Annotated in this window: 11 protein-coding genes; 7 read left to right on the top strand and 4 right to left on the bottom strand. The window is 63.9% G+C overall.

Features of this window, described 5'->3' with window-relative positions; genetic code table 11:
- Nucleotides 1-136 precede the first annotated feature (136 nt).
- Nucleotides 137-1,183, top strand: coding sequence for an adenosine deaminase (locus E2583_RS12485; protein ID WP_291596170.1), 1,047 nt, complete (start codon nucleotides 137-139; stop codon nucleotides 1,181-1,183).
- Between the two features lie 86 nt (nucleotides 1,184-1,269).
- Here the strand turns inward: E2583_RS12485 and E2583_RS12480 are convergent, their stop codons facing one another.
- On the bottom strand, nucleotides 1,270-2,301 hold the full coding sequence (locus E2583_RS12480; RefSeq protein WP_291596168.1) for a LacI family DNA-binding transcriptional regulator: 1,032 nt from the start codon (nucleotides 2,299-2,301) through the stop codon (nucleotides 1,270-1,272).
- A gap of 306 nt (nucleotides 2,302-2,607) precedes the next feature.
- Between E2583_RS12480 and E2583_RS12475 the strand changes: the two genes are divergently transcribed.
- Genes E2583_RS12475 through E2583_RS12465 form a run of 3 tightly spaced genes read left to right on the top strand, consistent with a single transcriptional unit; the run spans nucleotide 2,608 to nucleotide 7,290 of the window.
- Nucleotides 2,608-5,418: a molybdopterin cofactor-binding domain-containing protein gene (locus E2583_RS12475; RefSeq protein WP_291596166.1), complete on the top strand. Its 2,811-nt coding sequence runs from the start codon at nucleotides 2,608-2,610 to the stop codon at nucleotides 5,416-5,418.
- Nucleotides 5,418-5,987 (top strand): 2Fe-2S iron-sulfur cluster-binding protein, encoded by a 570-nt coding sequence (locus E2583_RS12470; protein WP_291596164.1) that lies wholly within the window; start codon nucleotides 5,418-5,420, stop codon nucleotides 5,985-5,987. The genes E2583_RS12475 and E2583_RS12470 overlap by 1 nt, the downstream gene beginning before the upstream one ends.
- Nucleotides 5,980-7,290, top strand: coding sequence for a cytochrome c (locus tag E2583_RS12465; protein ID WP_291596162.1), 1,311 nt, complete (start codon nucleotides 5,980-5,982; stop codon nucleotides 7,288-7,290). Before E2583_RS12470 ends, E2583_RS12465 begins: the two co-directional genes overlap by 8 nt.
- An 81-nt stretch (nucleotides 7,291-7,371) precedes the next feature.
- Here E2583_RS12465 and E2583_RS12460 read toward each other — a convergent pair whose 3' ends face one another.
- The 3 genes from E2583_RS12460 to glaH all read right to left on the bottom strand — a co-directional run bounded on the left by E2583_RS12460 (nucleotide 7,372) and on the right by glaH (nucleotide 10,131).
- Nucleotides 7,372-7,812, bottom strand: coding sequence for an HIT family protein (locus E2583_RS12460; protein WP_043374481.1), 441 nt, complete (start codon nucleotides 7,810-7,812; stop codon nucleotides 7,372-7,374).
- Nucleotides 7,813-7,864: 52 nt separating this feature from the next.
- Nucleotides 7,865-9,106 carry an alpha-hydroxy acid oxidase gene (locus E2583_RS12455; protein ID WP_291596159.1) on the bottom strand — a complete coding sequence of 414 codons (1,242 nt, stop codon included), beginning with the start codon at nucleotides 9,104-9,106 and terminating at the stop codon, nucleotides 7,865-7,867.
- Nucleotides 9,107-9,207: 101 nt separating this feature from the next.
- Nucleotides 9,208-10,131 carry a glutarate dioxygenase GlaH gene (gene glaH / locus E2583_RS12450; RefSeq protein ID WP_291596157.1) on the bottom strand — a complete coding sequence of 308 codons (924 nt, stop codon included), beginning with the start codon at nucleotides 10,129-10,131 and terminating at the stop codon, nucleotides 9,208-9,210.
- Between the two features lie 106 nt (nucleotides 10,132-10,237).
- On the opposite strand from glaH, the gene E2583_RS12445 reads away from it, so the two are divergent.
- The 3 genes from E2583_RS12445 to dcd all read left to right on the top strand — a co-directional run bounded on the left by E2583_RS12445 (nucleotide 10,238) and on the right by dcd (nucleotide 13,299).
- Complete coding sequence (locus E2583_RS12445) at nucleotides 10,238-11,134, top strand: LysR family transcriptional regulator (RefSeq protein ID WP_291596155.1); 897 nt, start codon at nucleotides 10,238-10,240, stop codon at nucleotides 11,132-11,134.
- A gap of 242 nt (nucleotides 11,135-11,376) precedes the next feature.
- Nucleotides 11,377-12,669: a guanine deaminase gene (gene guaD, locus E2583_RS12440; protein ID WP_291596153.1), complete on the top strand. Its 1,293-nt coding sequence runs from the start codon at nucleotides 11,377-11,379 to the stop codon at nucleotides 12,667-12,669.
- A 63-nt stretch (nucleotides 12,670-12,732) separates the two neighbouring features.
- A complete protein-coding gene (gene dcd, locus E2583_RS12435) occupies nucleotides 12,733-13,299 on the top strand; it encodes a dCTP deaminase (protein ID WP_291596150.1) in 567 nt (188 codons plus the stop codon).
- Nucleotides 13,300-13,350 lie beyond the last annotated feature (51 nt).

The following is a 13,350-nucleotide window of genomic DNA, read 5'->3' as shown; positions in this document are numbered from 1 at the left end:
TGTGGCTGAGCCACCGGCTTGGGGCGGCAAGGCCGAAGTCACCGACCTATGGGGTATGGGGGCGGCCATATGGCTTGAGCCGTCCCGGTTTGATAGGCTGGATACTGAACGGCGCGCAGCGCCAAGGAGAATTGAGATGAACACCGTGCCTGCCGTAGATGTTTCCCGTCTGCCGGAGCTGCTGCGCGCCATGCCCAAGGCCGAGCTGCACATGCATATCGAGGGCTCGCTGGAGCCTGAACTGATTTTTGCGCTGGCGCAGCGCAACCAGATATCTCTGGCCTATGACAGCGTGGAGGCGCTGCGCGCGGCCTATGCGTTCACCGATCTGCAGAGCTTTCTCGACATCTACTACGCGGGTGCCAGCGTGCTGCTGCACGAGCAGGATTTCTACGACATGGCGCGTGCCTACCTGGATCGCGCCGTCGCCGACAATGTGGTGCACACGGAAATCTTCTTTGACCCGCAGACCCACACCGAGCGGGGTGTGCCGATGGAGACCGTCATCAACGGTCTCTACCGCGCCTGCCGCGACGCGCAGATCGAGCAGGGCATTTCCTCTTCGCTGATCCTGAGTTTTCTGCGCCATCTGAGCGAGGAAAGCGCCATGCAGACGCTGGAGGCCGCGCTGCCGCTGCGTGACCGATTTATCGGCGTGGGGCTGGACAGCAGCGAACTGGGCAATCCCCCCGAGAAGTTCGCCCGCGTGTTTGCACGTTGCAGGCAGCTGGGCCTGCGCCTGGTGGCCCACGCCGGGGAGGAGGGGCCGCCCGCCTACATCTGGGGCGCTCTGGATGCGTTGAACGTGGAGCGCATCGACCACGGGGTGCAGTCCGAGCAGGATGCGCTGCTGATGCAGAGATTGGTCAAGGAGCAGATTCCGCTGACCGTGTGCCCGTTGTCGAATCTCAAGCTCTGCGTGGTCAAAGACCTCGCAGATCACAATCTGCCGCGTCTCCTGGCGGCCGGGCTCAAGGTCATGATCAACTCGGACGACCCGGCCTATTTCGGTGGCTATGTCAACGAGAACTACACCCAGCTATTTGCCGCCACGGGCATGGGCGCGCCCGAGGCCTACCAGCTGGCACGCAACAGCCTGGAAGCGAGCTTCGCGAGCGAGTCGCAGAAGCAGGAATGGATTGCGCGTCTCGACGAGGTGTTTCGGCAATATGCCACGGCCTGACCCGCTGGATCCGCATCGGCGCGGCGGCGGTATTCACGAGCGCCGATAGCCAGGGCTGCGACGATTGAAAGCCCGGTTGAAGTGATTCAACCGGGCTTTCTTTGCGTGGAGCGGCGCAGTGCCAGTGCCGGCAGAGGCCCGGTGGCCACGCGCCGGGTGGTGTCGCCACGCAGATGCTCGAACAGCAGATCGACCGCCTGCTGGGCGATGTCTTCCAGATGTAGGTCCAGTGCCGTCAGCGGTGGCTCGCAACTGCGCGCACGCAGGCCGTCGTAACGCGTGGCCAGCATCAGGTCTTCGGGAATGCGCAGGCCTGCCTGCTGGGCGTAGCGGGCAGCGCCCACGGCAAAGGCATCGACCATGACCAGCAGTGCATCGAGCTCGGGGTGTTCGCCCAGCAACTGCCGGGCTGCGGCATGGCCGCCGTCCTCGCCCTCGGCTTCGTCCATGCGCAGCACCACAGGCTGCATGCCATGGCCTGCAGCCATGGCCGCATAGGCCTGCTCGGCCTGGCTGTAGGAGGTGCGCTCCGAGGCACCGACCACCAGCGCAATCTGCTTCGCTCCGGCGGCCAGCATATGCGTGAGCAGCATCTGCGTGGCCGGACCTGACAGCAGGTCGACATAGGGCACGTTGACATCGTCCCCACCCGGGCGCCCGATGGACACCACCGGTAGGCCCTGCTGCTGCAACTGCGCGAGCTGGGGGTCGCCTGCCTGCGGCTCTATGACCAGTGCGCCGTCGATATCGAGCAGGTTCAGCGAAGTCTGGCCGGGCCGGTGAGGCGGAACCAGCGCCATGACCAGGCCGCGCTCGAGCGCCGATTGGGCCGCGACCGCTGCCACTTCCATGAAAAAGCCCAGTCGCGAAGGGCCGCCCGAGACCGTGAACGGCATGGACGACATCAGCGCAATCATGCTGGCACCGCCTGTGCGCAGGCGCTGCGCATGGCGATTGGGCCGGTAGCCGAGGTTGCGTGCAGCTTCTTCCACCTTCAGGCGTGTGGCTGGATCGACCTGTCCGCGGCCATTGAGCGCGTGCGAGACCGTGGTGCGCGAGACACCGGCCTGGCGGGCCACGTCGGAGATGGTGATGCGTTGGCTGGGCGTGTCGGCCATGGAATTCCTCGAGAGTGCGGGCGGTCATTGCAGAGCGCGCGGCAGGCATTGCAGAAGTTTTTGTATACTTTACTTTGCCCAAATCGATTTGGTTGTTTTGGCGTTGCATCAATTATTCATAAAGAAGATTGAAGCAATCCAGATACCAAATCGATTTTCTTTTTGAAAGCGATATCTCCATGCCGGCCGGCCGCAGTGCTGGCCGATGTGCAGATATCCGGGCGTTGCCCGGTTGTCCGGGCAGCGCTGCGAGTCAATTGCGACCGGAGGGCTGGCCTGCCGCCGCTTCGGTTTGCTCACTGGAGAATGAATGTGCCCAAATCGGATATGAGCCGGCGCAGCTTTTTGAAGGCCGCGGCCGCCCTGGGAGTGGTGGCCGGAGTGCGCCCGCTGGAGCAGGCGCTGGCGCAGATGGTCGCGCCGGCCAGCGGTCAGGACGCGGCCTGGATGGACGGCGGCCGGCTGCGCCACCGCCGCGACGGCATGGCCAAGGTCACGGGACAGAAGCTGTTTGCCATCGACCTGCGCGCGCGCGACATGCAGGGCTGGCCCGAGAAGCAGTCCTATGCGCTTTTGATCATGGTTCCGCGTGCCGACCGCATCTACGAAGGTCTGGATCTGTCCGTGCTGGGCAAGGACTTTGCCCCCGATGTGCTGGTGGACGCCGAGCGCGCCGAGGCCGATGGCGTGCACATGCCCGAGCCGGGTTTTTACGGCAGCTACTTCTTGCCCAAGGGCCAGGTCTCGCCCATGTTGGGGCAGCCCGTGGCCATGGGGATCTGGCATGACTACGAGCGCTACGGCGAAGCCGTGCGCCTGCTGCGTTTCAATGACGGAATCTTCCAGTGGGGCGCAGCCGCCACACCACCCAAACGCAAGCCCTATGTGGCCGCGCGCTATGTGCGCATGGGAGCCGAGAGGCATGACGAGCCCGATCTGCATGCGCCGCTGATCAACGGCATCGTGCGCCCGCCGCTGACCGGCCCCGAGGTGCAATGGCCCGGCGTGGACGATCCCAAGCATGGCAAGGCCATGCAGTATTCGGCCCAGATCCAGCAGCTGCTCAGGCAACCGCCCGAGGGCACCCAGGTCTTCTCGCGCAACTACCACAGCCAGTCCATGGAGCCCGCCGCTCTGGAGCCCGAAAACGGTCTGGCTTGGTATGAAGAGAGCAGGGGCGTGATGCACATGGTGGGCGCCACCCAGGCGCCCTACGCCACGGCGGGCCATGTGGTCGCCATGGTCAAGGCCAGCCGCTTTGCGCTCAGGGAAATGGACTACCTGAGCGCCTTCACCGTGGGCTACGGGCAGAAGGAGCATCACTCCTTCCCTTTCTACGTGGGTCTGGCGGCGCTTTATGCGCAAGGCCGCCCGGTGCGGCTGGCGCTGGACCGCTGGCAGCATTTCCAGTTCGCGCTCAAGCGCCACCCCTTCGACCTCAAGACTACGATTGCCGTGGATGCCGAGGGGCAGTTCCAGGCCTTCTCGGTGGACATGCGCGGCGATGGCGGCGGCACCATGAACTTCAGCCCCTCGGTCGGCACGCTCGGTGTCGCGTCTTCGCAGTCGGTGTACTACTTCCCCAAGAGCGATCTGTCGGTGGCCGTCTTCCCCAGCAGCGAGGTCACGGCGGGGTCGGTGCGCGGCTACGGCACGCTGCAGTCCATGGCTCCGACCGAAATGCTGGTCGATGAAATTGCCGAGCGGATCGGCATGGATGCGATTGCGCTGCGGCAGAAGAACCTGCTGCGCACAGGCATGCGCAATACCCAGGGCGCCGTGCCTGCGGGCCAGTTGCGCATCGGTGAAATTCTGGCCCTCGCCGCCAAGGACCCGGTGTGGGTCAGGCGGGCCCAACGCAAGGCCGAGTACGAGGCCGCCCATCCCGGAATGCGTTACGGCGTGGGTTTCGCCTCGGTGCAGAAAAGCTTCGGTACCGCCGGCGAAGCCGCGCTGGCATTGATCGAGCTATCGCCAGAGGGCAGGCTCAAGATGAAGCACATCACGGCAGAAATCGGCACCGGCACCACCACGGCGCAGATGCTGGCCGCAGAGCCCTTTCTCGGCCGCCCTGTGGACGAGGTGGAGTTTGCGGCGCAGAAGTGGCCGGAGATGCCCGTGCACACGCAGGAGCAACCCAACTCCACGCCCCAGGCCGATGAAGATCGCCAGTCGCAGGACCCGTACTGGGTGCCCAGCTTCACTTCGCCGCAATCGGCCTCCAATTCGGCCTACTATTTCACCCATACCACACGCCAGGCCGCCAAGCTGTTGCTGGCCCATGGTCTGTGGCCTGCGGCCCTGTCCATCTGGGGTCAGCCGTTTGGCGGGCCGCTGCAGGGCATGCCGGTGTCGCTCGACGAGGCCGAGTGGAAGGACGGCAAGCTGGTGGCGGGAGCCATGGAGCCCTTGACCCTGGAGCGCCTGGCCGCGCGCGCCCATGAACTGGGCCTGGTCACTGGTGTCTGCGTCCACACCTTCAATCGCCGCTCCTGGGCCAGTGCCGAGTTCGAGCTGGGCGGCAAGCGCTTCGCCGCCGAGATCGATGCCCTTTCCGTTCGCTTCGGCGACGGCGCCGATGCTGCCAAAAAGGCTGCGATGGACAGCGCTGGCTATGCTTTCCAGCCGCGCGTCAAGGTCAGTTATCCGCCGGTACACCGCCTGGCGGCGGGTGCCGTGTACTACGCGCCTTGCGCCACGCTGGTAGAGCTGGCCGTATCGACGGGCACCGGCAAGGTGAGCTTGCTGGGGCACAAGACCTGGCTGGAATGCGGCTCGCAACTGGTGCCCGAGCTGGTCTCGGGCCAGTTGCAGGGCGGAGTGGCCATGGGAATCGGTCACGCACTGTACGAAGAGCTGCCCCTGGGGCCGAGCGGACCCGGCAACGGCAGCTGGAACTTCAACCGCTACCACCTGCCGCGCGCCAGCGAGCTGGCCGTGTGGACGGCCGAGGGCCATGTGCTGCCCCCGGTCTCGCGCACCGATCCGCCCAAGGGCATGGCCGAAGTGGTGATGATTCCCGTCGTCGCTGCCTGCGCCAATGCCGTGGCCCATGCCACCGGAAAGCGCTTCTATCAACTGCCGCTGAGCGCGGAACGAATCAAAAAGGCATTGTGATGCAGAAACGTATCCAGTTTTCAGCCACCATCAACGGCCAAAAAACCGGCCCGCACGAGCTGCCCGCAGATCTGATGATGATCGAGTTCCTGCAGGAGTACGCAGGCCTGAACGGCACCCGCCTGGGCTGCGGCCAGGGTGTGTGCCGCGCCTGCACCATCATCGTGGACGAACCTGGCAAGGGCCCGCACACCGTGCCCGCCTGCGTGACCGGCGTGGCCTGGCTCAATGGCAAAAGCCTGCGCACCATCGAAGGTGCGGCCAGCATCGATGACACCGGCCGGATCACGGCTTCTGCCGTGCAAAAGGCGTTTCTCGAGCATTTCTCGTTTCAGTGCGGCTATTGCACACCGGGTTTTGTGAACTCGGCCACGGTGCTGCTGGAGCAGCTGCAGGCCAGGCCCGTGGACGCCAATGCCGTGGAAGAAGCCGTGGAAGCTGCGCTGGACAAGCATATCTGCCGCTGCACCGGCTATGTGCGCTACTACCACGCTGTGCGCGACCTGATTCTGGCCACGCCGGGCCTGACCACGGGCCAGCGTACGCGGGAGGTCAGCCGTCATGGATAAAGCTCAACGCAGCAAATTCACCAGGATCGCCGCAGGCATTGCCGCCGCAGCCATGGTGGTGCTGGGCGGCATGTATATCGCGGGCAGTGCAAGCGGCAGCGTGCCGCCTGCCACGGTGGACTTTGCCAACATCAGCGCCGAACAAAAGCAAAAGCTGTTCGATCGGGGTCTGCAGGTGTTTCGCGCTGCCGACTGCGCGGCCTGTCACAGCTCGCCCACCACGGGCGCCGAGCTGGCCGGAGGCATGGCCATGGTCACGCCCATGGGCACCTTGTACGGCACGAATATCTCGCCTTCCAGGGAGCACGGCATAGGCAAGTGGTCGGCCGACGATCTCTACCGCGCCGTGGCGCGCGGCATGGCACCGGGGCGCAAGAACCTCTATCCCGCCATGCCTTACGCCAGCTATCACGACATCACGCGCGCCGATGTCGATGCGCTCTGGGTCTGGCTGCAGGCCCAGCCTGCCGTGGAAGTGCCCAACCGCAAGCCGGAGATGCACTTCCCGTTCAGCATCCGCCCCGGCCTCGCACTGTGGAATGCGCTGGAGCGCCCCTCGGGTGAGCAACACCCCGGCGGCGCACCTGAAGCCGCCAACTCGCTGGACCGTGGTGCCTATCTGGTCAACACCCTGGGCCACTGCGGCGAATGCCATACGCCGCGCACCAGCAGCTTTGCGATGGACCTCAAGCAGTCGCTGGCCGGCAATGTGATCGAAGGCGCCTACGCACCCGACCTGCGCCCCAAATCGTTGGCCGCACGCGGCTGGAGCGAGCAGGACCTGGTGCAGTTTCTGCGCACCGGCCTCTCGCCCCAGGGCGTGATGACCATGGGCATGTTCCCCGTGCTCCAGCATTCGAGTGCGCATATGGAGGAGGGCGACCTCAAGACCATGGCCGCCTATCTGATGCAGGGTGAAAATCCTGAGTCCAGGCCACCGGTTGCCGAAGCGCCTCAGACCCAGGTCCCTGCCAATGGCGAGCGCGTCTATATCGGTCTGTGCGCAGGCTGTCATGGCGTCGATGGCCAGGGCCAGCCACATTCCTCGCTGCGACTCGATACCAACACCACGGCCATGTTCCCCACGCCGCTGAATCTGGTGCGCGTGATCCGCGAAGGCCTGCCCGAGCGTGATCTGGCCCATGGCGAGCGCATGCAGGCCATGCCCGGCTTTGCCGATCAGCTCAGCCATGAAGACATGGCCGATCTGGTCAATTACATGCGCCTGCGCTGGGGCCGCCAGAAGGGTGATGTGACGCCGTCCCAGGTGGCGGATGCCATCAGGAGCGCCGAATCCCACTAAAGCAGGGATTTCAAGTAAAAAGAGCTGCCAGCGATTGGCCATCAAGCGCTGGCAGCTCTCTTTTTTTAATGGTGATTCGACTTACGCCAATTCGGCCTTGATTTTCTCGGCCAGCTCGCCCAGCACGGCAAAGCCCGGTTCCTCGCGCTGCCAGACCACGGACAGGCCATCGCCCTCGAAGCGCGGCAGCACATGCAGATGAAAGTGAAACACCGTCTGCCCCGCCGGCGCACCATTGGCCTGGAAGATATTGATGCCGTCGGGATCGAAAGCCCTGTTCACCGCGGCCGCCACGCGCTGGGCCGTCTGCATCACTGCGCCGGCTTCCTCGGGCGTCAGCTCCAGCAGATTGACGGCATGGCGCTTGCTGGCCACCAGCACATGGCCTCGCGTGGCCTGGCCGATGTCCATGAAGGCGATGGTCAGCTCGTCCTCATAGACCTTGGCCGATGGAATCTCCCCTTTGACGAGCTTGCAGAAAATGCACTCGCCAGGGGGCGAGTGGTCTACAAACATGGGCATGACGCTCTCCTTTTTTATGGTTCAAGCGTCCTATCTTAGAGGCTGACCGGTTTCAGCCCCGCGTCGCGCGCAGGCAGTCGCGGGTGATCTCGGCCATGGATGTCGCGCCCAGCATGGCCATATTGCGATCCACCTCGTCACGCAGCAAGGTGATGGCATGGTCCACGCCCTGTGCACCGCCAACTGCGGCTGCGTACATGAAGGGGCGGCCCAGAAACACCATACGCGCGCCCAGGGCCATGGCCTTGAGCACATCGCTGCCGCGGCGAATGCCGCTGTCCATCATCACGGCCGTGCGGTGGCCCACGCGGTCCACCACATAGGGCAGCATCTGCAGCGGGGCGACCACGCCGTCGAGCTGACGGCCGCCGTGGTTGGAGACCACGATGCCTTGCGCGCCGATATCGGCGGCCATCACGGCATCATCTTCGTTGAGGATGCCCTTGATGATGAGGTTGCCCTGCCAGCGCTGGCGGATGCGCTCGATGTGCTTCCAGTTCAGGTGGTCGCGGCCCGTGGTATCGCGGATGGCGGTGCCCGACAGCAGAGGCGCGCCGCGCGTGGCAAACGAATTCTCGAAGTGCGGCATGCCGTGGTTGATCAGGGTGCGCAGCATGGTGCCCACCATCCAGCGCGGACGGGTGATGCCGTCATAGGCCAGGCGCAGCGAGGGGCGCAGCGGCATGGAGAAACCGGTGCGCACATTGTTTTCGCGGTTGGCCCAGACAGGGATGTCCACGGTGATGACCAGGGTGCCGAAGCCGGCGGCTGCTATGCGCTCGATCAGGCCGTCGATGCGCGTGGTGTCGCCGGGCAGATAGGCCTGGAACCAGGTCGAGGGCGCGGCCTTGGCCACTTCTTCCATGGGGATCAGGGAGGTGCCGCTCATGATGGCGGGAATGCGGTTGGCAGCTGCCGTCTGCGCCAGCACCAGATCGCCGCGATAGGCCGAGATGGCGCTGATGCCCACGGGGGCCACGCCAAAGGGAGAGTCCCAGGTCTGGCCGAACAGCTCCACTTTCTGATGGCGTTGCGACACATCCACCATGACCCGGGAGCTGAATCCGTATTGCCTGAAGCTGTCGCGGTTGGCCTGCAGCGAGACGCAGTCTTCGGCGGCACCGGAGACATAGCCAAACAGAGGACGGGGCAGGTGTCTGCGTGCGGCGGCCTCGAAGTCATGCAGCGACAGGATGTTCTGCAGGTGACGGGGAAGCCCTGCGCGTTGGCCGTAGGCGGCTTGCGCTTTGGGGGCGGAGGCTGCGTTTGCAGCAGGGGCTTGTGACGATGCCATGGTAGGGCGCCTCGGAAGCGAAATTCAGGGAGGGTAACTGGCTACGCCCCCGCACACTTGCGGTGCACGGGGGCGTGACAGAAACATCAGGTGTTCAAGGTTTACTGAGCGAATGTACCGCGCTGGCGCATCAGCTCGCGGTGCAGTTGCTCGTTACGTTCGAACGGTGCGCGGCCGTGCACATAGAAGTAGTTGTTCAGAACCACCAGGTCGCCGGCGGGCAGGCTGACGGTGCGGGTGCCGGGCGAATTTTCCATCGATTCGGACAGGTTCTGCAGATATTCGGCTTCTGCCGCGTTGGCCGGCTGCACGAACTGGTCGATGAAGGAGATGGACAGGCCGAACTCGCCGTGGAAGAACACGGGGCGTTCCACGCGCTCGTTCACGTTCTTCGAGCCGGGGGCCTTGTACAGCAGTGGCCTGGCGCCCAGCGGGTCCTGCACGAAGCAGTCCAGTTCGCTCCAGTCGTCCAGGTGCAGAAAGCGCGACTCACCGCCCACGGCGTTCTGCTCGTCGAACTTCATCATCAGCAGCCAGTCGGTGGCTTCGGTCACGAAGGTGCCGTCGGTGTGCATGGTGAACAGACGATAGGCCTGACGCAGATAGGAGTCGCTGGCGTCGGTGTGCTTGACCAGAAAACGTGCGTAGTACTTGTTGGACATGGAGTCGTGGTTGGCCGGGCCCAGGATATGGCCGATGGCGGTGCCGAACTTCACGTAATCGTCGCTGTCCTGGCTCACGCCTTCCAGGCCCAGCACAAAGCCGCCATGCTTGCGGTCCTTGATGGTGTTCACCAGGGTCGTGCCGAAGTCTTCACCCAGATGGGCCTTCAGGCGGCGCGCCAGATGAAAGCGCATGAAGGGCACGTACTCTAGGTTCTGCACGTCGATATCGCGCACATCGGCCAGGAAGGCTTTCAAGGCTTCTGTGTTCAGTGCCAGTTTCAGCAAACGAGGATGCTCGGGATGGGGGCTGATCTCGTAGGCGGCAGGCTGGATCAGTTGCTGGGGGGTAGTCGCGTTCATGGTGGGTGGGTACTTCAATCAGGAATGGTGTGATTGAACACTTCTTGTTTGATACGATCTACGGGGTTAAATGCATTCTTTGATAAGAAATTCAGATTAAAAAACCATGCTCAGCTACCGCCAACTCGAGCACTTCGTCACCGTGGCCCAGGAGCTGCATTTCTCGCGTGCCGCCGACAAGTTGGGCGTGGCCCAGTCCGCCGTCAGCGTGCAGGTGCAGCAGCTGGAGCAGCAGCTGGGCGTGCGCCTGCTGCAGCGCAACAAGCGCAAGCCCATCACGCTGACCGACGCGGGCGAGCTGCTTTATGACGAAGCCGTGGCCGTGCTTCGCCATATGGAACGGGCCCAGCAGATCGGGCAGCTGGCGGCCCAGGGCATGAGCGGCCATGTCAAGCTGGGCTATATCTCCTCGTCCGTGACCTCGGGGGTGCTGGCGCGCATGCTCACGCAGTTCCGCCCCGGCCATGAGCAGGTGCACATGCAGGTGCTGGCCATGGAGACGCCGCGCCAGCTGCAGGCGCTGCAGCAGGGCGAGATCGATGCCGGTCTGCTGCGGCCGCGCCGTCGCTACCCCGAGGGGGTCAAGGCGGTCATCGTTCACAGCGAGCCCTTCATGGTGGCGCTGGCCGAGAACCACCCGTTGGCACGCCACGCATCCATCAGCGTGGCGGATCTGCGCGGCCAGACGTTTATTGCGCCGCAGTTCATCAACGAAAGCGAGGGCTTTGCCGAGGTGCTGGCGCGGCTGGCCGAGAGCGCCGGGTTTTCGGCGCGCGAGGCCTATCGCGTCAACGATTTCGTCACGGCAACCAGCCTGGCTGCGGCTGGGTATGGCATTGTGGTGCTGCCCGAGTCGAACCGCCTGCTCAATCAGCCGGGCGTGGTCTTCAGGCCGCTGCGCGACTTCAAGGAAAGCGTGCACATGGCGCTGGCCTACCGCGAACGCGAGAACTCGCCCGCGGTGCGCGCCTTTCTGGCCGTGGCCAGAAGCTGCGCCGCCTAGTTAAGTGGCTGCGGGCAGGGCGGTGTTGCGGCGCCGGGTTTCGGGTGTTTAACTACCTAAAGTGATAGCTTCTATCGCTTGCTGATATTGGTTTTTAGATATGAATTGCATTGAAATCAATGCACGAAAAGCGCAGTAAGCTTTGTTATTGATAGCGAAAGCCCTGGCCTGTGCGCAGTCGTATAGCCTCTATAAGCGCTGCCGTGTTCCGCAGGCAAGATCGGGCGCGTAAGCTCTGGTCCATGAAAATCTATCGTAGTGCCCTGCTGCGCTTCGCCGATGACGGCCAAGCGGTTTATGACTCCGACGCCTTGCTGGCGGTTGCTCCCGATGCCGCGGGCGTGCAGCGCGTGGTGGCTGCGGGCAGCTGGCAGGCGCTGGCCGACCAGTATCTCGAGCGCGAAGGCGTGCAAGTCATTCACCTGCCCGGCAAGCTGCTGGCACCGGGCTTTGTCGACCTGCACATCCACTACCCGCAGACCGATGTGATCGGCGCACCGGCCCCGGGCCTGCTGCCCTGGCTGGAGAACTACACCTTCCCGCACGAGTCGCGTTTCCATGATCGCGAATATGCCGATGGCGTGGCCGATTTCTTCATGAACGAGCTGCTGCGCAACGGCGTGACCACGGCGCTGGCGTTCGCAACCTCGCATCCTGCATCGGTGGATGCCATCATGACGGCAGCGCAAAAGCGCAGCATGCGCATGATTGCCGGCAAGGTCCTGCAGGACCGCAATAGCCCCGATGGCGTGCGCGACGACACCGAGCAAGGCCTGATCGACACCGAAACCCTGATCCAGCGCTGGCATGGCGTGGACCGCCTGGGCTATGCGATCACGCCGCGCTTTGCGCCGACCAGCACCGAAGCGCAACTGCGCGGTGCGGGCGAGTTGGCGGCCAGGTATGGCGATGTCTGGATCCAGTCCCATGTGGCCGAGAACCTCGACGAGATTGCCTGGGTCAAGGAGCTGTTCCCCGCCGCGCGCAGCTATCTGGCCGTCTACGACGACTTCGGTCTGATGCGCGAGCGCGCCGTCTATGCGCACAGCATCTGGCTCGATGAAACCGACCGCCAGCTCATGCACGACACGCGAGCGGCGGCGGCCATCAGCCCGACCAGCAACCAGTTTCTGGCCAGCGGCTATTTCGACTACCTCAAGGCCGACCAGGCCGGCATGCTTTACGGCCTGGCCAGCGATGTGGGCGGCGGCATGAGCTTCTCGCCGTTTCGCACCATGCAGGCCGCCTATGTGGTGGGTCGCGAGAGCCATGCGAAGCAGGGCCAGAGCCTGTCGCCCCAGCATCTGTGGTGGCAGCACACGGCAGGCGCTGCGCGTGCGCTGGGCCTGCAGGGCGTGATCGGCAATCTGCAGCCCGGCTGCGAGGCCGACCTGGTCGTCATCAACCCCGGCTGCACGCCGCTGCTGGCGCGCAAGACGGCCCAGGCGCGCAATCTGGACGAGTTGCTGTTTGCCATGATCATCCTCGGAGATGACCGCCTGATTGAGCAAACCATTGTTTCTCAAGCAAAATAGCAGTCTTGCGCTTGATTTGTGAGCGCACGACGCTATGAAAAATCAAGCGATACAGGACTTCTAATGAGCATCAAGAGCGACAAATGGATCCGTCAGATGGCGGAGCAGCACGGCATGATCGAGCCTTTCGAGCCTGGCCAGGTGCGCCAGGTCGACGGCAAGAAGATCATCAGCTACGGTACATCGAGCTATGGCTACGACATCCGCTGCGCCCGCGAATTCAAGGTCTTCACGAATATCCACAGCACGGTGGTGGACCCCAAGAATTTTGACGAAAAGAGCTTTGTGGACTTCGAGGGCGACTACTGCATCATTCCTCCCAACAGCTTTGCGCTGGCCCGCACGGTGGAGTATTTCCGCATTCCCCGCGACGTGCTGACCGTCTGCCTGGGCAAGAGCACCTATGCGCGCTGCGGCATCATCGTCAACGTGACGCCCTTCGAGCCCGAGTGGGAGGGCTATGTGACGCTGGAGTTCTCCAACACCACGCCGCTGCCGGCCAAGATCTACGCGGGAGAGGGCTGCGCCCAGGTGCTGTTCTTCCAGGGCGACGAGCAATGTGAAGTCAGCTACAAGGACCGCAACGGCAAGTACCAGGGCCAGCATGGCGTGACCCTGCCCAAGACCTGAGGCCGGTGGCTGATTCACCCCCGAAGCCCGCTGCGGATGCTGCGGGCTTTT

This window comes from Comamonas sp. (assembly GCF_009360615.1).
GTDB lineage: Bacteria > Pseudomonadota > Gammaproteobacteria > Burkholderiales > Burkholderiaceae_C > Comamonas.
Note: the sequence above shows the minus strand (reverse complement) of the source record. Positions and strands in the feature narration are given on the sequence as shown.

Excerpts from the sequence above, each read along its gene's own strand:
- E2583_RS12485 (WP_291596170.1), top strand. The coding sequence starts at position 137 with ATGAACACCGTGCCTGCCGTAGATGTTTCCCGTCTGCCGGAGCTGCTG.
- E2583_RS12480 (WP_291596168.1), bottom strand. The coding sequence starts at position 2,301 with ATGGCCGACACGCCCAGCCAACGCATCACCATCTCCGACGTGGCCCGC.
- E2583_RS12475 (WP_291596166.1), top strand. The coding sequence starts at position 2,608 with ATGAATGTGCCCAAATCGGATATGAGCCGGCGCAGCTTTTTGAAGGCC.
- E2583_RS12470 (WP_291596164.1), top strand. The coding sequence starts at position 5,418 with ATGCAGAAACGTATCCAGTTTTCAGCCACCATCAACGGCCAAAAAACC.
- E2583_RS12465 (WP_291596162.1), top strand. The coding sequence starts at position 5,980 with ATGGATAAAGCTCAACGCAGCAAATTCACCAGGATCGCCGCAGGCATT.
- E2583_RS12460 (WP_043374481.1), bottom strand. The coding sequence starts at position 7,812 with ATGCCCATGTTTGTAGACCACTCGCCCCCTGGCGAGTGCATTTTCTGC.
- E2583_RS12455 (WP_291596159.1), bottom strand. The coding sequence starts at position 9,106 with ATGGCATCGTCACAAGCCCCTGCTGCAAACGCAGCCTCCGCCCCCAAA.
- glaH (WP_291596157.1), bottom strand. The coding sequence starts at position 10,131 with ATGAACGCGACTACCCCCCAGCAACTGATCCAGCCTGCCGCCTACGAG.
- E2583_RS12445 (WP_291596155.1), top strand. The coding sequence starts at position 10,238 with ATGCTCAGCTACCGCCAACTCGAGCACTTCGTCACCGTGGCCCAGGAG.
- guaD (WP_291596153.1), top strand. The coding sequence starts at position 11,377 with ATGAAAATCTATCGTAGTGCCCTGCTGCGCTTCGCCGATGACGGCCAA.
- dcd (WP_291596150.1), top strand. The coding sequence starts at position 12,733 with ATGAGCATCAAGAGCGACAAATGGATCCGTCAGATGGCGGAGCAGCAC.